This is a genomic window from Paraburkholderia sp. SECH4 (genome assembly GCF_030511745.1).
Lineage (GTDB): Bacteria > Pseudomonadota > Gammaproteobacteria > Burkholderiales > Burkholderiaceae > Paraburkholderia > Paraburkholderia madseniana.
Genome location: NZ_JALOCP010000017.1, coordinates 112,330 through 130,509, shown reverse-complemented (window position 1 = coordinate 130,509; position 18,180 = coordinate 112,330). Strand labels below are relative to the sequence as shown.

Annotated in this window: 19 protein-coding genes and 2 pseudogenes; 13 read left to right on the top strand and 8 right to left on the bottom strand. The window is 63.0% G+C overall.

The features are described 5' to 3' along the window. Window positions 1–843: 843 nt before the first annotated feature. The 4 genes and pseudogenes from M0D67_RS22670 to M0D67_RS22655 form a co-directional block, all read left to right on the top strand. Window positions 844–1,278, top strand: coding sequence for a transposase (locus tag M0D67_RS22670; protein WP_266239715.1), 435 nt, complete (start codon window positions 844–846; stop codon window positions 1,276–1,278). After that, the gene (locus M0D67_RS22665) at window positions 1,229–1,474 is read left to right on the top strand and encodes a winged helix-turn-helix domain-containing protein (protein WP_266239714.1); all 246 of its coding nucleotides are present in this window, start codon (window positions 1,229–1,231) and stop codon (window positions 1,472–1,474) included. Before M0D67_RS22670 ends, M0D67_RS22665 begins: the two co-directional genes overlap by 50 nt. 38 nt (window positions 1,475–1,512) lie before the next feature. Next, on the top strand, window positions 1,513–1,875 hold the full coding sequence (locus tag M0D67_RS22660; RefSeq protein ID WP_154558535.1) for a hypothetical protein: 363 nt from the start codon (window positions 1,513–1,515) through the stop codon (window positions 1,873–1,875). Window positions 1,876–1,990: 115 nt separating this feature from the next. Further along, window positions 1,991–2,302, top strand: a pseudogene (locus M0D67_RS22655) (helix-turn-helix domain-containing protein); the annotation flags it as partial. A 62-nt stretch (window positions 2,303–2,364) separates the two neighbouring features. Here the strand turns inward: M0D67_RS22655 and M0D67_RS22650 are convergent. Beyond that, entirely contained in the window at window positions 2,365–3,270 is a 906-nt protein-coding gene (locus M0D67_RS22650; RefSeq protein ID WP_266239713.1) for a dihydrodipicolinate synthase family protein, read from the bottom strand. A 347-nt stretch (window positions 3,271–3,617) separates the two neighbouring features. On the opposite strand from M0D67_RS22650, the gene M0D67_RS22645 reads away from it, so the two are divergent. The 6 genes and pseudogenes from M0D67_RS22645 to M0D67_RS22620 all read left to right on the top strand — a co-directional run bounded on the left by M0D67_RS22645 (window position 3,618) and on the right by M0D67_RS22620 (window position 8,569). Further along, entirely contained in the window at window positions 3,618–4,574 is a 957-nt protein-coding gene (locus tag M0D67_RS22645) for a 4-hydroxyproline epimerase (protein ID WP_266239750.1), read from the top strand. Beyond that, window positions 4,571–5,701, top strand: a complete 1,131-nt coding sequence (locus M0D67_RS22640) for an FAD-binding oxidoreductase (RefSeq protein WP_266239749.1) — start codon at window positions 4,571–4,573, stop codon at window positions 5,699–5,701. The genes M0D67_RS22645 and M0D67_RS22640 overlap by 4 nt, the downstream gene beginning before the upstream one ends. Beyond that, a pseudogene (locus tag M0D67_RS22635) lies at window positions 5,694–5,945 on the top strand ((2Fe-2S)-binding protein); the annotation flags it as partial. The gene M0D67_RS22640 and the pseudogene M0D67_RS22635, both read left to right, overlap by 8 nt. Before the next feature lie 86 nt (window positions 5,946–6,031). Next, entirely contained in the window at window positions 6,032–7,327 is a 1,296-nt protein-coding gene (locus M0D67_RS22630) for an FAD-dependent oxidoreductase (protein ID WP_266239711.1), read from the top strand. Window positions 7,328–7,459: 132 nt separating this feature from the next. Then, window positions 7,460–8,227, top strand: a complete 768-nt coding sequence (locus M0D67_RS22625) for an AraC family transcriptional regulator (protein ID WP_154558532.1) — start codon at window positions 7,460–7,462, stop codon at window positions 8,225–8,227. A 12-nt stretch (window positions 8,228–8,239) separates the two neighbouring features. Then, a complete protein-coding gene (locus tag M0D67_RS22620; protein ID WP_093645319.1) occupies window positions 8,240–8,569 on the top strand; it encodes a hypothetical protein in 330 nt (109 codons plus the stop codon). 19 nt (window positions 8,570–8,588) lie between these two features. On the opposite strand, the gene M0D67_RS22615 is transcribed toward M0D67_RS22620, so the two are convergent. The 3 genes from M0D67_RS22615 to M0D67_RS22605 form a co-directional block, all read right to left on the bottom strand. Next, a complete protein-coding gene (locus M0D67_RS22615; protein WP_154558531.1) occupies window positions 8,589–8,849 on the bottom strand; it encodes a hypothetical protein in 261 nt (86 codons plus the stop codon). 156 nt (window positions 8,850–9,005) lie between these two features. Continuing rightward, window positions 9,006–9,338 carry a hypothetical protein gene (locus M0D67_RS22610; protein ID WP_097396058.1) on the bottom strand — a complete coding sequence of 111 codons (333 nt, stop codon included), beginning with the start codon at window positions 9,336–9,338 and terminating at the stop codon, window positions 9,006–9,008. Window positions 9,339–9,552: 214 nt separating this feature from the next. Then, window positions 9,553–11,436 carry a bifunctional sugar phosphate isomerase/epimerase/4-hydroxyphenylpyruvate dioxygenase family protein gene (locus M0D67_RS22605; protein ID WP_266239710.1) on the bottom strand — a complete coding sequence of 628 codons (1,884 nt, stop codon included), beginning with the start codon at window positions 11,434–11,436 and terminating at the stop codon, window positions 9,553–9,555. Between the two features lie 320 nt (window positions 11,437–11,756). Here M0D67_RS22605 and aroQ point away from each other — a divergent pair, with 320 nt between their 5' ends. From aroQ to M0D67_RS22590, 3 genes are read left to right on the top strand one after another with little or no spacing between them, the layout of a single operon-like run. Further along, on the top strand, window positions 11,757–12,212 hold the full coding sequence (gene aroQ, locus M0D67_RS22600; protein ID WP_154558529.1) for a type II 3-dehydroquinate dehydratase: 456 nt from the start codon (window positions 11,757–11,759) through the stop codon (window positions 12,210–12,212). After that, the gene (locus M0D67_RS22595; protein WP_154558528.1) at window positions 12,209–13,114 is read left to right on the top strand and encodes a shikimate dehydrogenase; all 906 of its coding nucleotides are present in this window, start codon (window positions 12,209–12,211) and stop codon (window positions 13,112–13,114) included. The genes aroQ and M0D67_RS22595 overlap by 4 nt, the downstream gene beginning before the upstream one ends. Before the next feature lie 46 nt (window positions 13,115–13,160). Next, on the top strand, window positions 13,161–14,531 hold the full coding sequence (locus M0D67_RS22590; protein WP_266239709.1) for an MFS transporter: 1,371 nt from the start codon (window positions 13,161–13,163) through the stop codon (window positions 14,529–14,531). Between the two features lie 90 nt (window positions 14,532–14,621). On the opposite strand, the gene M0D67_RS22585 is transcribed toward M0D67_RS22590, so the two are convergent. From M0D67_RS22585 to M0D67_RS22570, 4 genes are all read right to left on the bottom strand, one after another. Then, a complete protein-coding gene (locus M0D67_RS22585; RefSeq protein ID WP_097396063.1) occupies window positions 14,622–15,302 on the bottom strand; it encodes a TetR family transcriptional regulator in 681 nt (226 codons plus the stop codon). A 118-nt stretch (window positions 15,303–15,420) separates the two neighbouring features. Further along, window positions 15,421–16,737, bottom strand: coding sequence for an FAD-binding oxidoreductase (locus tag M0D67_RS22580; protein ID WP_266239708.1), 1,317 nt, complete (start codon window positions 16,735–16,737; stop codon window positions 15,421–15,423). 15 nt (window positions 16,738–16,752) lie between these two features. Next, window positions 16,753–17,547 (bottom strand): anti-sigma factor, encoded by a 795-nt coding sequence (locus M0D67_RS22575; RefSeq protein WP_266239707.1) that lies wholly within the window; start codon window positions 17,545–17,547, stop codon window positions 16,753–16,755. Further along, entirely contained in the window at window positions 17,547–18,116 is a 570-nt protein-coding gene (locus tag M0D67_RS22570; protein WP_266239706.1) for an RNA polymerase sigma factor, read from the bottom strand. Before M0D67_RS22570 ends, M0D67_RS22575 begins: the two co-directional genes overlap by 1 nt. Between the last annotated feature and the right edge of the window lie 64 nt (window positions 18,117–18,180).

Here is an 18,180-nt window from a genome sequence, read left to right as displayed (position 1 = left end):
GCTCGTCGTGCGGCAAAAGATTCAGGTTCGCATGGCCAAATGGGAAAGCAAGTTGATGCGGACTAGCGAATCACAATGAGCGGGCGGCCTCGTCTGGGCAGCCATAGGCGCGGTTCCGGGTGCCGACGGCGCGGACATTTGCGCATCGGCCTGGTTGTGCGACGCCGGTTCCGCCGCAGCATGCGTCGCGAGTGTGCGATACGGCGCCGGAGGTCAGCACTCAGGCGCCTGTACCAGGCTTCAATCGCTTCGGGCGGGATGCTGCCATCGATATAGCCGGTGACGCGCGAGTCGGTCACGACTTTGATGACCTCGCGGCCATTGGCCGCGGTAAAGTGTGTGGTTTCCAACTGGTATCTCCTTGCGTGTGCCGTTGACATGTCACTTGCGCGTGCGGCGTCGTAACCACCGTGCGAGGAGGATGAATGGCGAGAAGTAGTCAGCGAGGCACTGTCGGCATTCTTCGACGAATACCTGCCAGAGATTCTTTTGCGGATTGCCCATGGGGATCCTTGAATAGGTTGGTTTGCCGGAGTAATCCGCCTTTGGAGACAGAAGCCGTCCGACCGCTGGCCTCGCACGTTGATGCTTTGTGAGGACAAGTCCAGAATCACATGGAGTTCCGCAGATGCAAGGCAGGGCGCGTGGCACCAATTCGTCTCATGAGCGCGCCGCCGCCCGGGAGCGGTTAATCTTTAGACTGTGGGTAAGCGAGCGAGCCAGAGAGTGCCCGTTGATCAGTTAAGAGGAGGGCGGGAAGCCGCCGGATGCAGAACCGACGGTCGCGTCTTCGCAAATTGCTAACCTGTGCAAGAATGGGTTATCAGATCACGCCTATCTCTCATGAGCTCCACCTCCAAACTAACGCCGACTGCCGCGAAGAGAATTCAGGCGGCCCAACTGCTGGCCGGCGGTGGTAGCCCCGAGAGCGTCGCGCTGACAGTAGGTCTATGCGTCGAGTCGGTCAAACGACATAAGGCCGTTCTCGACATGAGAGGCGTTGCGGCTCTCGACAAAATGAGCGTGGGTGGGGGAAAGTCCGCTTTGGACGAGGAGGCACGTGCGTGGATCGTCGACGCCGTTCGTGGGTCTCCGCGCCGTCATGGCTTCGAGGTTGATCGGTGGTCAAATCCGGTACTGCAGGCAGTTATCGAACGCCAGTTCGGCCAGCGGTTTTCCATCGTCTATGTCAGACAGCTGACAATCAATCTAGGCGTGCACGACCGGGATGCGATCATGCAAAACGCCCATCCGGCGGGCTCCGGGCATACTCGATGATCAGGCGCTTTCATGGATCGCTGCGGCACTTCGACACTCGCCCAGGCTGCACGATTTCGACTCCGATCTCTGGACCAACCAACGTCTCGGAACGATCATCGAGAGGAAGCTCGGCGTACGCTACTCGCGCAGTCACGTCTGGAAGATCGCAACGGACCTGGGGCTGTCGCACCTCCTGAGCAAGGCCCGCAAATGACGGCATCGCAAGGTTCAGGTGTCCCACCAGCCGGAGGCGTGGGCGAAGAAGCCCGCGCCGAACTGCTCTGCTATCTCGTCGTTGCCGAGCTGGTCGCTCGGGCGCGCACCGGCGAATGGCTGCGCACGGACCATCTGGTGGAATCAGGACGCATCTGGTGCAAGGCAAACGGAGCGCACCTTGATTGGCAGGAACGCATCCCGCTCGGACAGATGGCGCCCGGGCTCGCACCACAGGTCATGGAGACGTTTGGCCTCGTGATGGAGCGATCGCTGGTGCCGCTCTTTATCGACGGCTGGATGCTCGACTACGCGTCGCCGGTGGTTTGCGGCATCCACGAGGTATGCGCGGCCCGGCTGAGCCGCAGATACGCCGTTTTGCCTGTTCAAAACCCCTCGTAACTCTTTGATTTTATTGGGACGCTATAGGACGTTTTTGCACCTGAAAACAGGTGCAAAAAACTGGGCTATGTCATTGAATACGTGTGGATTTTTTGATTCGCCGGGGATGTACCATTTCGACACGCATCGCCAGCTCGTCATGCTGCGCGGTCAGCCGGTGCCGCTATCGGGCACGCAATACCGGTTGGCGTCGCTGTTCTTTTCCAATATTGGCCGCGTAATGTCGCGCGACCATATCTTCGCGATGGTGTGGGGCCGTGAGTTCCGCGAGTTCACCCGCACGATCGACAGCCACGTGTCGCGTCTGCGCCTGCTGCTCGAGATCGAGCCGCAAAACGACTTCCGGCTGCAACCCGTTTACAAGAGCGGCTATCGGCTGCTGCATCTGCGGCAAGGTGAAGCGGCCGCGGAAAAGCAGGCGGCCTGACAAACCGGCACATCACCGGCCGCGCCGCGACCGGGAGCGGCTGTCCATCAACTAGCCGCAACTCAAACCTGCGGCAGCGTCGGCCGGTTTTCAATCGCCCGGCGGATCAACGCTTCGACTGCCTTGCGTTCGTCTCCGGCCAACGGCAGACGCGGCGGCCGCACCGGCTCCGTACCGAGCCCGACGATCGTCTCGGCCAGCTTGATGTTCTGCACCAGCTTCGACGAGACGTCGAGCGCGAGCAGCGGCGCGAACCAGCGATAGATCGCACGCGCTTCTTCAAGACGGCCCGCCTTCAGCAACTTGTAAATCACCACCGTCTCGCGCGGAAACGCGCACACGAGACCGGCCACCCAGCCATGCGCACCCATCAATATCGCTTCCATCGCGAGGTTGTCGACCCCGCACAGAATCGCGAAGCGGTCGCCGACCACGTTGATCAGATCGGTCACGCGCCGCACGTCGCCGCATGATTCCTTGATCGCGACGATCTTCTTTTCGTCGGCGATTTCCGCGAACATGTCGGGCGTCATGTCGACGCCATAGGCAAGCGGATTGTTATAGATCATCAGCGGCAGCGCGCTCGCATCGGCGACGCTGCGAAAATGGTGCAGCGTTTCGCGCCGGTCCGACAGATAGCGCAGCCCGGGTAGCACCATGAAACCGGCCGCGCCATGCCGGTTGCCGGCTTCGGCCTGACGGCACGCGTCGAGCGTGCTGTTCTCGGCGATCGTCAGCAGAACGGGCACACGGCCGCGCGAGGCCTCGACGGCGATGTCGAGCACTTGCAGCTTCTCGTCCAGCGAGAGCGTCGATGCTTCGCCGAGCGATCCGCACACGATGATGCCGTCCGCACCCGCGTCGATCTGCGCGTCGATATTCTTGCCGGTCCATTCGCGATCTATGCTGAAATCCGCGTGAAACTTGGTGGTAACTGCGGGCAATACGCCTTCCCAGATATGCGCCACGACTGCTCTCCTGAGTGTGTTGAGTCGAAGCGCAGTGTAAGCAGGGAAAATGCTGCCGTCTTGCGTGATTCGCGCGTGGTGGATGACGATTTCAGCATAGTGGCTGTGCTTGTATGCCCGGCAAGGCCAAGCGGATCAGCTATTTCAGCATAGGACGCAAAATACGTCGAAAGCATGTTGACTGGGCCTCACATGCGTTCTTGACCTCGCTCGATAGAGGTTGTGCAGACGCGGCGCCCACCTGATTTCAATAGCCGACGCGCGCGCGGATGGACAGATAAGCTATGCTGAAATCGTCACAATCCACGATTATGCGCACCAAGACTCCGGCGCCCGGCATTCCTACCATGTGCATCATGAAAACCCTAGACATCATCGACTCGCACACCGGCGGTGAACCGACCCGCCTGGTGGTGTCGGGTGGCCCGGCACTCGGCGGCGGCACGCTGGCGCAGCGTCTCGACGTGTTTCGCACGCAATTCGACGACTGGCGCGCAGGCATCGTCACCGAACCACGCGGCTCGGACGTGGTGGTCGGCGCGCTGCTGTGCGAGCCGGACGACCCCGCGTGCGCGGCCGGCGTGATCTTTTTCAACAACGTGGGCTATCTCGGCATGTGCGGGCACGGCACGATCGGTCTCGTTGTCTCGCTCGCGCACATGGGGCGGATCGGGCCGGGGCTTCATCGGATCGAGACGCCGGTCGGCGTCGTCGAAGCGACGCTCAACGAGGACGGCAGTGTGGCCGTGCGCAACGTGCCGGCTTATCGCTACCGGCAAGGCGTGCAGGTGGACGTGCCGGGCTACGGCATGTTGACTGGCGACATCGGCTGGGGCGGCAACTGGTTCTTTCTCGTCGCCGACCATGGGCACTCGCTGGAGGCGGCGCGTATCGCTGAGCTGAGCGCGTTCAGTGCCGTAATTCGCGATGCGCTGATCGCGCAGCGCATCACCGGTGCGGACGGCGCCTTGATCGACCACATCGAACTCTTCGGACCCGGCTCGCGAGACGGTATCGACAGCCGCAGCTTCGTCCTCTGTCCCGGCAACGCGTATGATCGCTCGCCGTGCGGTACCGGCACGAGCGCGAAGATCGCCTGCCTTGCCGCCGACGGCAAGCTTGCCGAAGGCGCGGTGTGGCGGCAGGAGAGCATCATCGGCAGCGTATTCGAGGCGAGCTATCGTCACGCCGGCGATGGCGTCTCGGTGATTCCGACCATCACCGGCCACGCGCACATCATGGCCGAAGGGCGTTTGTGTTTCGACGAGCGCGACCCGTTCGCATGGGGCATCCGCACGGCATGACAGCGGATGCGTTGATCGTCGGGGCCGGTATTGTCGGCGCGGCTTGCGCGGCGGAGCTGGCCGCGCTTGGCATGCGGGTCGAGGTAATCGACGCGCAGGGCATCGGCGGCGGCGGCGCGACGGCGGCGGGCATGGGCCACATCGTCGTGATGAACGACTCGCCCGCGGAGTTCGCGCTGAGCCGCTATTCGCGCGACTTGTGGCTGGCGCTCGCGCCGCAACTGCGCACGCGCGATGCGTTCGCGCGCTGCGGTACTTTATGGGTTGCCGCCGACGATGAGGAATGGCAAGCCGCCCGAACCATGCATGCAGCCTTCGAAGCGCAGGGCGTCTCCGCTCAACTGCTCGACGCGGCTGCGTTGCGGGCGTGCGAGCCGGCGCTGGCGGCATCGATGGCGGGCGGCTTGCGGATCGAGCACGACAGCATCGTGTATGCGCCCACGGTTGCCGAGTGGCTGCTGACGCAATCTTCAGGAGTCGAGAATATCCGTGTGCGGCTCGGAACGCAGGTCGCCGAGATCAGCGCGCGTGGCGTGACGCTGGCCAACGGAGAGCGCATCAGCGCCGCACATGTGATCGCGGCCAATGGTCTGGGTGCTCAGCAACTGCTGCCGTCGCTGCCGTTGCAACCGAAGAAAGGTCATTTGCTGATCACCGACCGTTATCCCGGACTCATTCGCCACCAACTGCTCGAACTGGGCTACATCAAGAGCGCGCATCACGCGGCTGGCACCTCGGTGGCATTCAATGCGCAGCCGCGGCCTACAGGCCAGTTGCTGATCGGCTCGTCGCGCCAGTTCGATACAACCGATCCCGCCGTCGACATGCCGGTGCTCGCCCAGATGCTGCAGCGCGCGGCGCACTATCTGCCGGTCCTGCCGACGCTCAATGGGATCCGCGCGTGGACCGGCTTTCGTGCAGCGTCGCCGGATGGTCTGCCGTTGATCGGTCCGGCGGGTGATTTTGTACCCGGCGTGTGGCTTGCGGTCGGACACGAGGGACTGGGCGTGACGACTTCGCTGGGCACTGCAAAGTTGCTTGCCGCGCTGATCACCGGGAACACCGCGCCGATTCCCACCGAGCCGTACTTGCCGGTCCGTTTTACGCAGAAGGTGGTCCATGACTGACGCCGATGCAACACGCCTTCACTTGACGATCGACGGTAGAAGCGTCGAGGTCGACGCGGGCACGATCGTGGCCGCGGCGCTTGTCATGGCGGGCGCGGGCGGCACGCGGACGTCGGTCAGCGGCGAGCCGCGCGCCGCGTTGTGCGGGATGGGCGTGTGCCAGGAGTGCCGCGTCACGATCGACGGCCGGGCGCATGCGTTGGCATGCCAGACGCTTTGCCGCGATGGGCAGGTGGTTTGCACTGCCGCGGCTGCGGCCAATGCTGTCAACGCGACCAACGCCGCCACCGCGACCAGCGGGACCAACGCCCCCACCACCACGGACAAACGATGAAGCAGCACTTCGACATCGTCGTGGTAGGCGCCGGTCCAGCCGGGTTGAACGCCGCGCAGGCAGCGGCACGCGAGGGCGCCTCAGTCGCGGTGCTCGACGACAATCCGCGCGCCGGCGGTCAAATCTGGCGGCAAGGTCCCGGCCATCCGCCGCAAGTGCCGCTACAAGGCCTGCTCGGCGCCTTGAAGACGCAAACCAATGTCACCCTTTTGCCGTCGGCCCGCGTGATCGCGCCTTTGCGTCCGCGAGGTTTGCTGCTCGAGTCGGCTGAGCATGGTGGTGTGTCGATCAGCTACGATCGATTGATTCTCGCGACCGGCGCGCGCGAGCGGCTACTGCCATTCGCCGGCTGGACCTTGCCCGGTGTGACCGGTGCAGGCGCACTGCAGGCACTCATCAAAGGCGGCATGCCGGTACGCGGCGAACGGATCGTGATTGCAGGCAGCGGTCCCTTGCTGATCGCGGCGCTTGCCACCGCACGTGCAGCGGGGGCGCGGGTGCTGGCGGTCGTGGAGCAGGCCTCGGCGCTCCAGGTCGCCCGATTCGGAGTCTCATTGTTTAGCGAGCCGGCGAAGTTGCGGCAAGCCGTTGCTATGACGCGCGGCTTCGCGGGCGTGCATTACTGGACCGGCAGCATCGTCCGACAAGCGCATGGCGATGGCCGTGTCGAGCGCGTGACGATCCGGCGCGGCCAGCAGGAGTCGACGCTCGACTGCGACCGCATCGCCTGCGGCTATGGACTCGTGCCGAACATCACGCTTGCGCAAGCGCTCGGCTGTGCGATCAACGAAGCGGGCGAGATCGTCGTCGACGGTGAACAGCGGACTTCGGTCGACGGCGTGCTGGCGGCTGGCGAATGCACGGGCGTCGGCGGCGCGGAACTGGCGGGTGTGGAAGGCGAGATTGCGGGGCTGTCCGCGAGCGGCGTCTCGGCAAGCTTCACCTCGGCAAACCGCACTGCACTGCAAGCGCAACGTGCGCGATGGCGGCGTTTCGCGAGGCGCGTCGAAACGGCCTTTGCCTTGCAGGCCGCCGCGCGCACGCCACCCGACGACGCCACGCTGCTCTGCCGTTGTGAAGACGTCAGCCTCGGCGAGGTGTGCGCCTATCCGGATTGGCGCGAGGCCAAGCTGCATACCCGCTGCGGGATGGGCGCATGCCAGGGCCGTATCTGCGGCGCCGCGGCTTCGCTGTACTTAGGCTGGCAAGCTGCCGCGCCGCGCCCGCCCTTCGGTCCGGCGCAAATCAGCACGTTGATGGCAATCAGCGAGGAGCAGTCACGTGCTGAATGACCCCGCCATCCATTCGTCCCCTGGATATTTTCAGTAGCGCGTGGCCCTATAATCGACCGCAAGTGCCAACCCGTGTAGTTGCGCGGGTGAACGTACCCAACGTACAACCGCACCGACCACGGAACCCGCACGATGAACACGCTGGCTCATCCGCTCGAACCGGACGACGCAACGCTGTCCGGCATGCTGTCGCATTTCACGCTGCTCGAGCCCGTGTTCGATGCGATGCCGGACGTTGTGTTCTTCGTCAAGGACGCGCATGCCCGCTATGCGCTGGTCAATCGCACGCTGGCTTCGCGCTGTGGCTTCAAGGAAAAGTCCGCGCTGCTCGGCAAGACCGCCGAGGACGTCTTCCCGCACCGTTTCGGTCGTATCTACACCGCCCAGGACAAAGCGATCATCAACGTCGGCAGCCAGATGATCGATCAGTTGGAGTTGCATCTGTATCCCGGCCGTCAGCCGGGTTGGTGCCTGACCTGCAAGCAGCCGTTGCGCGATGCGGCGGGTAAGGTAGTCGGCCTCGCCGGCATCTCCCGCGACCTGAAAGCGGACGAAAGCAGTCATCCCGCGTACAGCCGGCTGGCTGAAGTGGTGCAGTCCATTCAGGAAAACTATGTGCAGCCGCTGAATCTGAAGCAGCTTGCTGCAATGGCGGATATGTCGGTGGCGCAACTGGAGCGCTACTTTCACAAAGTGTTTCATTTGACGCCGCGCCAGGTGCTGCTGAAAACGCGGCTGGACGCCGCCACCGCATTGCTGGTTTCACACGACAAGGTCACCGACGTCGCCGCACTCTGCGGCTACACCGATCACAGCGCGTTTACGCGTCAATTCAAGGCGACCGTCGGCGTCACGCCGACCGAGTACCGGATGCTGCTGCACGGAACCTCGCGAAGCTGAGCCGCCGCACACATGGTTCGTCGCAAGCATCATTACTACGTCTACGTCGTCGCGTTGGACGACACCGTCTGGAACGAGGCACGCTTTCGCCGCGCGAATCCGGATTACCGGTTCGACAAGCCGTGCGTGTACGTGGGAATGACGGGATTGGACCCGGATCTGAGATTCGACCGGCACAAGGCCGGCATTCAGGCAAATCGCTATGTGCGCGATTACGGCCTGCGCCTCATGCCCGAATTGTATGAAGTTTACAATCCGATGCCTTACCGCGGCGCACAGGATATGGAAGTGGAATTGGCGATTGGACTACGCGAGGCGGGGTACGGCGTGTGGCAGGCGTAAGTAAAATGTAAAGCGCGCCTTATTTCACGCCAAGTCCGCGCAACACTGCGTTGCCTTCGGGCGTCAGACGGATATGCGAGTCGCCTGCGTCGCCGGAGACCGTTTCGATCAGGCCGGCTTCGTGAAGCTGCGGAATCTCGGGTTTCGCGGATGCGTCGATCGGCGCGTGCAGCAACAGCAGCAGCGTTGCCAGTTCGTGGTGGCTCAGCAAGCGACGCAGAATCGTGGGCCGCTTCGCCGGTGCGGGCGTGTCGTTCGTGTTGTGATCGGGTTGGTTCATGAAGCGCACCTTGTGCGGGATAGTGTCGGACGGATCATGCGGATGAAGTCTTAAACGATTCTTAAGACACCATTGTGATGTAACACCGTGACACTATGATTGCGCCGGCACAAGTTACCGACCGTTACACCTGGCCGATTGTTACCCGTGCTTACCTTACGGCGCGCAGGTTTTGCTCGCCGATTCAATCCACAGATTGTTCACGTGGCGTTTGCCCGCGTAGAAGCGATAAGTCGTCGCGCCGTTGTCGCTGCGCACCTTGACGATATTCGAATCGCCGAAATCGAGCATCTGGCCCTGAGGGATCTCGGTCGATTTGAACGCGGCGTTGTGACTGGTCGCCACTTGCGTCAGGCAGGCGACTACGTCGTTGACCGAGCGCTGCGTGGTGGTGTCCGTAACGGGCTCGCCGGCATCCGGATTCTTCTGGAAGTACGCGCAAGCGCTGAGAAGCAGGGGAACTGACAGGACTACGGCAAACTTCTTCATATCTCTCCTGGCGTTTCATTCGGCTGACGGTACGCGCCACACCAGCACTGGGCAGAGTGCGCGCGGCGCGGGGCGCGGATCAACCGCCATTATATCGGTGCGGCGTGCCCGCTTGAGCCGATGCAGCATGGGCCGTGCCCGATCTGTCTGAATTAGCGGGTGAAGGGCAGCAAACCGCAAACCGCAGCCCACCAGCTTTGCCGGCCGCAAACTCCTACTTGCGGCGCTGAGCCTGCGCCGCGAGCCGCACGGCCGCATTGGCCGCGCCATAACCGTCGTAGCCGCCACGCCGTTCGACAATCTCCAGGAAAAAGCGCTGATCCAGTTGTTCGGTGTAAGCGTGGAAGAACTCGCCACCGCGTTCGTCACGGTCGTACAGGATGTTGTGCGCGCGCAGCGCCTCGAGCGTCTCGTCCGGCAGCGCATAGCGGGCGGCGAGGTCGTCGTAGTAATTGCGCGGAATGCGCAACACCGGCAGACCGTCGGCGACGAATTCGGGTACCGCGCTGAAAATATCGCCGGTGCTGAACGCGACGTGATTCAGGCCGGAGCCGTGATAGGTGTGCAAGGCCTCGGCTACTGCCGTGTGGTGATCCACCGAGGCGTTCAGTACGATTCGCACCGAACCGTCATGACTGCGCAGCGCACGGCTGCGCACCAGCCCGTACGGGTCGGGCACCAGTACGCCAGGCTCGGCCTGAAAGCCGAGCGCGGTCCGCAGAAACAGGACCCACGTATCCAGCGAAGGCGCCGGCACAGACAGGCAGACATGGTCGATGCGCGTGAGTGGCCCCACTTCGGTCGGACCGTTGATGTCGGTGAGCACGAAATCGGCTTCGAACAGAGTGGGCTGGTCGGGTGTCTCGTCGACGAAATAGTTCAGGCTCCCGTCGGGCGCCTGCACGGCCGGCAGGACGCGTTCGTTCGGGCCGATCTGACCCGAGAACGGGGCGTAGCCGAACCCAGCGGCGCGCTCGAACGCCTGATTGGCGTCATCCACGCGAAACGCCGACGCGCACAGCGACAAACCATGCTGCTGGAAGAAAGCATTGGCGAATGAATCCGGTTCGGCATTCAGCACGATCGACGCCGCGCCGTGCTGAAACAGCGTCACATCTTTCGAACGATGCTGGCCGGCCGGACGGAAGCGCAGCTTGCCGAGCCAGTCGACGAGATGCGCGCGGGTAGTGTGGTCGACCGCGAACTCGAGAAACTGATAGCCGACGTGCGCGGGCGCAGCGGGAGATCGATAGAGTTCGCCGACCGGCTGCCGGGTGGATTCAAGCAGCGCACGAGTCTGTTCCTCGAGGAACAGCAATGAGCGATGGCCGTCCGCCGCGGTGATGGCAGTCGGCGCGGCGCGAAAACCGTCGTTGAAAATTTCGAGCGAAAGCGGTCCTGTGTAGCCGGTTTTCACGACCTGCGCGGTGAAGCCTGCCAGATCGAAATCGCCTTGCCCCGGGAAGCAGCGGTAGTGGCGGCTCCATTCCAGCACGTCCATGGCGAGCTTCGGTGCATCGGCAATCTGTACGAAGGCGATGCGATCGCCCGGGATATCGGCGATCGCGTCCACCGTATCGTTCAGCGACAGCGTATGAAAGCTGTCGAGCACAAGCCCCAGATTCGGATGATTGACCGCGTTGACGAGTTTCCACGCGTGGCGGTAGGTCTTGACGTGCTTGCCCCACGCGAGCGCCTCATAGCCGGCAATCACGCCGGCCGCTTCGGCCGCGCGGGCCAGCGCACCGAGCTGGTCGGTCATCAGCGAATCGTCGCAGATGGTGTCGGGCGAGACGTTGCTGCACACCAGAATCCGGTCCGCACCCAGTTCGTGCATCACGTCGAACTTCCGCTTCGCCCGATCCAGATTGCGTTCGAGGCGCTCCGGGCTTACTCCGTCGAAATCGCGGAACGGCTGGAACAGCATGATCTTCAGGCCAAGATCCTCGGCGATGCGCCGCACGTCGGCGGGTGAGCCGTCGAAATATACCAGGTCGTTCTCGAAGATTTCGACGCCTTCGAAGCCCGCCGCCTGGATTGCGGTCAGCTTTTCGACGAGGGTCCCGCTGATCGACACGGTGGCAATCGAACGTTGCATGAACGGCTCCTGCAAAAACAATGAAACGGCTATTGGGGCAGCGCCAAGCGGCCACTGTACGGCGTCCGCATGTCTTGCGGTTCGCTATGCTGCAATGCGAAAAATGGTCTAGCTAGTTACCGTCAACCAGCAGGGCGCAGGCCAGAATTGCCCATATTAGCGGAATTTCCCGACAGTCTATACAAACTAACTAGATGGTACAAATTCGTATAAACCCCGAATGACGATTGCGGGCAATGCGCGCACACTGCGCTCATGTTGTAGAGCCGCGGCGCGTGCTGCGGCCCGCTTTATGCCTTCCTTTTGCAGGAGTAGTCGTCATGAGTTTTGCCTCAGTGCTGGTCCTCAACGGACCGAATCTCAACCTGCTCGGCACGCGTGAGCCGGCCATCTATGGTTCGGAAACGCTCGACGACGTCGCGCAGCTCTGCCGCGACGCGGGCGAGCGGCTGGATCTGTCGGTCGATTTCTGCCAATCGAATGCGGAACACCAACTCATCGACTGGCTGCATGCGGCGCGCAGCAAGGTTGATGGCATCGTGATCAATCCGGCGGCTTACACGCATACCTCGGTAGCGATCGCCGACGCGCTCTCTGCGATCGAAAAGCCCGTCATCGAGGTGCATATTTCGAACGTGCATCGCCGCGAAGCGTTCCGGCATCACTCGTACGTGTCGGCGGTGGCCGAGGCTATCATCGTTGGTTGCGGCACGCAGGGCTATGTGCTCGCTCTGGAGCGGATGGCGGTCATCCTTAAGAATAGGGCGGCCAAATGAACGCACAAGCGAACACACAGGCAAACGCTCAGGCGAGCCCGCAATCGTTTCTCGTCGGTCTGATCGGTTCGGGCATCGGCGGATCGCTTAGCCCCGCGATGCATGAGGAAGAGGGCAGCAAACTGGGTCTGCACTATGTGTATCGGCGCATCGATCTGGAGGCGCTGAAGCTGGACATCACGGCGCTCGCCGATTTGCTCGCCGCCGCCGAACGCATGGGCTACAACGGACTGAACATTACCTATCCCTGCAAGCAGGCCGTCATTCCTCTGCTTGACGAACTGTCCGACGACGCGCGCGCACTCGGCGCGGTCAATACGGTTCTGTTCAAGAACGGCAAACGTATCGGCCACAACACCGATTGGTCCGGTTTCGCGCGTGCGTTTCAACGCGGCCTGCCGGACGTATCGCTCGCGCGCGTCGTGCAACTGGGCGCGGGCGGCGCGGGCGCAGCGGTCGCGCATGCCGCGCTGACCATGGGTGCGCAAACGCTCACGCTATTCGACGTGGACGCGGAGCGTGCCGCATCGCTCGCCGCGGAATTGCAGAAGCGTTTCCCCGCCTCCACCGTCAGCGCCGGCAGCTCGCTCGCAGAATCGCTGGCCGCCGCTAACGGCCTGATTCACGCAACGCCCACCGGCATGGCGAAATTGCCGGGCTTGCCTTTGCCGGTCGAATTGCTGCACCGCGATTTGTGGGTAGCGGACATCGTCTATTTCCCGATCCGCACTGCGCTGCTGCAGGCCGCCGAAGAACTCGGCTGCCGCACGCTGAGCGGCGGCGGGATGGCGGTGTATCAGGCGGTCGACGCGATGCGCATCTTCACGGGTCTGGAACCCGACGCCGAACGCGTTTACACGCATTTCCAGTCCTTGTTGCAACGCCAGGCCAGTAGCACATAAGCCATACATATCCGGTACGTAACCCGACCGAGGAGACAGAGACGCCATGCCACAACCCATTCATTCCACGCCCGCCGAGGCAACTCGCCAAACGGCTGCCACGGTGAGCACCGCGCGCCGCTCGAAAGCCCGCTATCAGATTCTCTCGCTGCTAGCGGTCGGCACAATGATCAACTATCTGGACCGCACGGTGCTCGGTATCGCGGCACCGCAGCTGACCAAGGAACTCGGCATCAACGCCGCGCTCATGGGCTTGCTGTTCTCCGTGTTCTCGTGGAGCTATGTGGCCTCGCAGATTCCGGGTGGCCTCTTTCTCGACCGCTTCGGCAGCAAGCTCACGTATTTCCTGTCGATGACGTTCTGGTCGCTGTGCACCCTCGCGCAAGGGCTCGTGCATGGTATCGGGGCGTTGTTCGTGTTCCGGCTCGGCCTCGGCGTCTCGGAAGCGCCATGCTTTCCGACCAATAGCCGCGTGGTGGCCACATGGTTTCCGCAGAGCGAACGCGCGATGGCGACCGGCACCTACACGGTCGGCGAATATATCGGCCTCGCGTTTTTCAGCCCGTTTTTGTTCATGTTGATGGGCGCGTTCGGCTGGCGTTCGCTGTTCTACGTGGTGGGCGGCGTGGGTCTTGTGTTCGGTGTGATCTGGTGGTTGTTCTATCGCGAGCCGCACGATCATCCGTCCGTCAATCAGGCGGAACTCGACTATATCGAAGCAGGCGGCGGTCTGACGCACAGCAAAAAGGACGCCGATGTTTCCGGCGCACCGGCTGCATCGGAGAAGAGCGGCTTCGAATGGCGCACCATCGGACGCCTGCTCAAGCATCGTCAATTGGCCGGCATCTGCCTTGGTCAGTTCGCCGGTAACTCGACACTCGTGTTTTTCCTCACCTGGTTCCCGACGTATCTCGCCACCGAACGCCATATGGCATGGCTGAAGATCGGCTTCTTCGCGATCATGCCGTTCATTGCCGCGTCGATCGGCGTGATGTTCGGCGGCATCTTCTCCGATTGGCTGCTGCGGCGCGGCAAGTCGCCGAACGTGGCACGCAAACTGCCGATCATCGCCGGTTTGCTGCTCGCATCGACGATCATTCTCGCCAACTATGTCGAGAGCAACGTGGCGGTGATCGCGATTCTGTCGGTGGCGTTTTTCGCGCAGGGGATGGCGGCGCTGGGCTGGACGCTGGTGTCGGACATTGCGCCGGATGGCCTGCTTGGCGTGACCGGCGGCATCTTCAACTTTGCCGCCAATCTGGCCGGCATCGTCACGCCGCTGGTGGTGGGTTTCATCGTCGCGGCAACCGGCTCGTTTGTCGGGGCGCTGGTGTTCATCGGCGCGATCGCATTGATCGGCGCGCTGTCGTACATCTTTATCGTCGGCGATATCAAGCGGATCGTGCTGGTGGACTGAACAGCATGTATCGTTCGAACGGCTTTCATTGAGTAAAAAAGCGGGACCTGGCTAGCGCCAGGTCCCGCTTTTTTTCGTTTCAGGCTTGCCTCAGTCTTCCTTGCGCACGAAACGCAGCACGGCGTCGACAATCATCGCGCGATGACGCGCGCGCAAGCGCGGGTGCGACGGATCGCGGCCGAACGCCGTACCGAAGGTATGGCGATTGCCGACACGATGAAAGCACAGCGAGCTGATCATCAGATGCAGGTCGATCGCATCGACGTCGCTGCGGAACAGTCCCGCCGCGATGCCGCGCGAGAGCAGATCTTCGATCGTATGAATGACGGTGACGTTGCGGCCTTTGAAGCTCTTCACCTGCTCGACGTACTTCGCGCCATGAATGTTCTCGATCGTCACGAGGCGGACAAAATCGCGCTGGCGGTCGTGATAGTCAAATGTAAACTCGACCAGCGCGCGCATGCCCTCGATCGGATCGAGTTCGCTGACGTGCAGATCCTGTTCGAGCGCGCGAATGTCGCCGTACACTTTTTCCAGCACGGCCTGGTACAACCCTTCCTTGCTGCCGAAGTAGTAGTACAGCATGCGCTTCGTGGTGTTCGTACGCTCCGCGATCGCGTCGACGCGTGCGCCGGTCAATCCCATCGCGGAGAACTCCTGCGTCGCGACGTCGAGAATGTTGCGCTTCGTCTGTTCGGGATCGTACTTGCGTCGGGTGTCGGACGCGATGCCGTTGGTATCAGGCTCGGCGGCCTTGCTTCCCTTTTTCATTGTGTATTCGAGCGGCGATGACGGCGCATTCTAGCATGCTGAAACCAGCCTCCGGAGCGGGTCTCGGGCATAAGCGGCGGCGTATTGAGCCGGGTGTCGGGTCGCGTACTGAATAGCGTCACGGCGTCGACCGGGTCGAGGCGCGCCGGGCGGCGAGCGCGTCGCGCGTCTGCATGGCGGTGTAGGTGAGTTGCGCGGCCGCGAGACCGAGCGCGCCGTAGGTGCGCGTCAGGCCGAAAGCCGCGAACGCGTCGGGCACCGGCCGTTCGCCGGAGATGGCCGCCGCCAGCAATTCGCCCGATACGGTGGTGGGCGCCATGCCGTGGCCGCCAAAGCCGACCGCGTACCAGACGCCGTCCGTGCTGCGGCCGATTTGCGGCATCTTGTGCCGCGCGTAGCTCATCAGGCCGCCCCAGGCGTGCTCGATGCGCACGTCGTGCAACTGCGGATAGACCTTCAACAGATCACGCCGCAAGAGCCGCGCGATGTCGTCGGGCGCGCGGTCGCGTACCGAGATGCGGCCACCCCACAGGATGCGTGTGTCGGGCAGTGGACGGTAATAGTCGAAGGCGAAGCGGGTGTCGTAGACGGCGGCGCGGGTGTCCATCGCGTCTTTCAGGCGGGCGCCGAGCGGTTCGGTGGCCATCACGTAGGTAGCGATTGGCAGCACCGCGCGTTCGACCTGCGCATAGACGTTGCGCGCATAGCCGCCACCGGCCATCACCACGTGGCGTGCTTCGAGCGCGCCCTGGGGCGTATGCACCACGAAGCCGGCGCCGTCGCGCCGGGCGCCGCTGCGCTGCAAGCGCACAACGGGCGATTTCTCGTGAATCTGCACGCCCGCGTTGGCCGCGGCGCCCGCGACACCGAGCACATATTTCAGCGGATGGAAGTGGAACGCATTGCGCTCGAACAGGCCGCCGTGATAACGGCTCGTTTTCAATTGTGAAGCGAGCTCCGCGGGCGCCACGGGTTCCCACTCGACACCGAACGAATCGCGCATCAGACGCCGCTGCGTGTCGAGCCTTGCAGGTTCGTCGAACCAGTTGGCGAGGATCACGCCGGCATCGGTCACGTCGCAATCGATGCGGTAGCGCTGGATACGTTGCCTCATCAGATCGACGGCGTCGGTTGTCAGTGCATAGAGTTCGCGGGCGCGGGCCGGCCCGAGGGTTTTGAGCAGATCCGCGCAATCGAGGCTGTAGCCGCCGAACACGAAGCCGCCGTTGCGGCCGGAGGCGCCGAAACCCACCTGCTCGGCTTCGAGCACGGCGACGTCGGTGATGCCCCGCTCGGCGAGTCCCAACGCCGTGGACAAGCCCGCGAGGCCGCCGCCCATGATGCAGACGTTAACGCTCCGTCGGCCGGTTAGCGGCGCGTAAGCGGATGAGTGCCCGGCAGCGCGGGTGATGGTGGCTTCGTAAAAGCTTTGCATAGGGCTAAGAGTAGATCAGGACACCGGCAGCAGCTTGCCGCTGAACACCACCGGACCCGTCGGTGCATTGTGGTCGGGCGAGCCGCCCGGCGCTTCGATGGAGACCGCCAGCGCCGCATAGCTCTCCGGCTTCTGCTGACCGGCCGTAACCTTGCCGTTGGCGCTGTCCGGTAGCATGCCGAGCGACACCGGATGGCCATTGGCCGGGATGCCCCACAACTCCATCGCCCGGCCGGCCGGCAGGTCGACTTTGCCGAGCGGATGCAGCGTCATGGTGGAGCGGGCTTCATCCCACGCGACCAGCATAACCGGATGCGCGTCCTTGTCGTTTAGCACCGCGACATGCGAGACGGCCGCTTCCGGCTGTTGCGCGACGGTCGGCGCCGTGGATGGCGTCACGCCGGACGGCAACAGCGAACGCATGGCAACCACCGCGGCGATTACGGCGAACCCTGTTACGCCGATCGCCCAGCCGCGCCAGAACGCGAGGTTCTCGAAGATGCTGCCGGACGGACGAGCGGGTTTTTCGACCACGGTGCGCGGTCGTGCCGCCTCACGCGCAGCCTCACGAGCCGACGTCAGGCCGAGCCGCCGCTCGATGGCATCCCAGACGGCGGCCGGCGGCATACGCGGCTCCGCGAGTTCGGCCAACGGCGAGATCCGCCGCTGCCATTCTTCGATGGCCTGACGAATTACCACATCGTGATCCGCGTAGCGTTGGAAGCGTCGCCGGGCGCCGCCACGCAGTGTGCCGAGCGCGTACTCGGCGGCCAGCATATCGACCAGTTGAGGATAGCGATGGAGATTCATCACTCACCTCCCAGGCAGGTCTTCAGCTTGGCAAGGCCGCGCCGGATCCAGGATTTGATGGTGCCGAGCGGCACCGTCAGCGCTTCAGCGATCTCGCTATGGCTCTGGTCACGCAGGTAGGCGAGAGCAACCGCCTGACGCTGCGCCGGTTCCAGTTGCTGCATACAGCCGGCCAGCAGACGTGCCTGCAGGCTGACCGCGGTCAGTGCTTCGGGATCCGGATCGCCGGTTGCCATAAGATCGTCCAACGCATCGCTCCATTCGGTTTCCTGCTTGTTGACCCGCCGCAGGTGATCGAGTGCACGGTTCCGGACGATTGCCGACATCCACGTCATGGGGGCGGAAAGGGCCCGCCGATAATCGCCCGCAAAGCGCCAGATGTTGACGAAGCTGTCCTGCAATACTTCTTCGGCCCACTCGTGCCTGCTCAATATACGGAGCGCGAGACCGAACAGTTTCGGAGCGGCGAGATCATATAGCTCGCGTAGTGCCGAAGCATCCTCTTTGGCAATGCGTTCGAGCAACTCGGCGAGGGTTTCCGGCGTCAGTTCTCGAGGGTCGGCGGTCATGGAAAGTGGTGTGGTGAGCTTGCGGGCCTATGTTACTCAATTTCCTTCCGACCTTATATGTGGT

Excerpts from the sequence above, each read along its gene's own strand:
- M0D67_RS22585 (WP_097396063.1), bottom strand. The coding sequence starts at position 15,302 with ATGAAAAAGGGAAGCAAGGCCGCCGAGCCTGATACCAACGGCATCGCG.
- aroQ (WP_154558529.1), top strand. The coding sequence starts at position 11,757 with ATGAGTTTTGCCTCAGTGCTGGTCCTCAACGGACCGAATCTCAACCTG.
- M0D67_RS22610 (WP_097396058.1), bottom strand. The coding sequence starts at position 9,338 with ATGAAGAAGTTTGCCGTAGTCCTGTCAGTTCCCCTGCTTCTCAGCGCT.
- M0D67_RS22570 (WP_266239706.1), bottom strand. The coding sequence starts at position 18,116 with ATGACCGCCGACCCTCGAGAACTGACGCCGGAAACCCTCGCCGAGTTG.
- M0D67_RS22665 (WP_266239714.1), top strand. The coding sequence starts at position 1,229 with ATGCGATCATGCAAAACGCCCATCCGGCGGGCTCCGGGCATACTCGAT.
- M0D67_RS22605 (WP_266239710.1), bottom strand. The coding sequence starts at position 11,436 with ATGCAACGTTCGATTGCCACCGTGTCGATCAGCGGGACCCTCGTCGAA.
- M0D67_RS22625 (WP_154558532.1), top strand. The coding sequence starts at position 7,460 with ATGAACACGCTGGCTCATCCGCTCGAACCGGACGACGCAACGCTGTCC.
- M0D67_RS22645 (WP_266239750.1), top strand. The coding sequence starts at position 3,618 with ATGTGCATCATGAAAACCCTAGACATCATCGACTCGCACACCGGCGGT.
- M0D67_RS22615 (WP_154558531.1), bottom strand. The coding sequence starts at position 8,849 with ATGAACCAACCCGATCACAACACGAACGACACGCCCGCACCGGCGAAG.
- M0D67_RS22630 (WP_266239711.1), top strand. The coding sequence starts at position 6,032 with ATGAAGCAGCACTTCGACATCGTCGTGGTAGGCGCCGGTCCAGCCGGG.
- M0D67_RS22575 (WP_266239707.1), bottom strand. The coding sequence starts at position 17,547 with ATGAATCTCCATCGCTATCCTCAACTGGTCGATATGCTGGCCGCCGAG.
- M0D67_RS22590 (WP_266239709.1), top strand. The coding sequence starts at position 13,161 with ATGCCACAACCCATTCATTCCACGCCCGCCGAGGCAACTCGCCAAACG.
- M0D67_RS22640 (WP_266239749.1), top strand. The coding sequence starts at position 4,571 with ATGACAGCGGATGCGTTGATCGTCGGGGCCGGTATTGTCGGCGCGGCT.
- M0D67_RS22670 (WP_266239715.1), top strand. The coding sequence starts at position 844 with ATGAGCTCCACCTCCAAACTAACGCCGACTGCCGCGAAGAGAATTCAG.
- M0D67_RS22580 (WP_266239708.1), bottom strand. The coding sequence starts at position 16,737 with ATGCAAAGCTTTTACGAAGCCACCATCACCCGCGCTGCCGGGCACTCA.
- M0D67_RS22620 (WP_093645319.1), top strand. The coding sequence starts at position 8,240 with ATGGTTCGTCGCAAGCATCATTACTACGTCTACGTCGTCGCGTTGGAC.
- M0D67_RS22595 (WP_154558528.1), top strand. The coding sequence starts at position 12,209 with ATGAACGCACAAGCGAACACACAGGCAAACGCTCAGGCGAGCCCGCAA.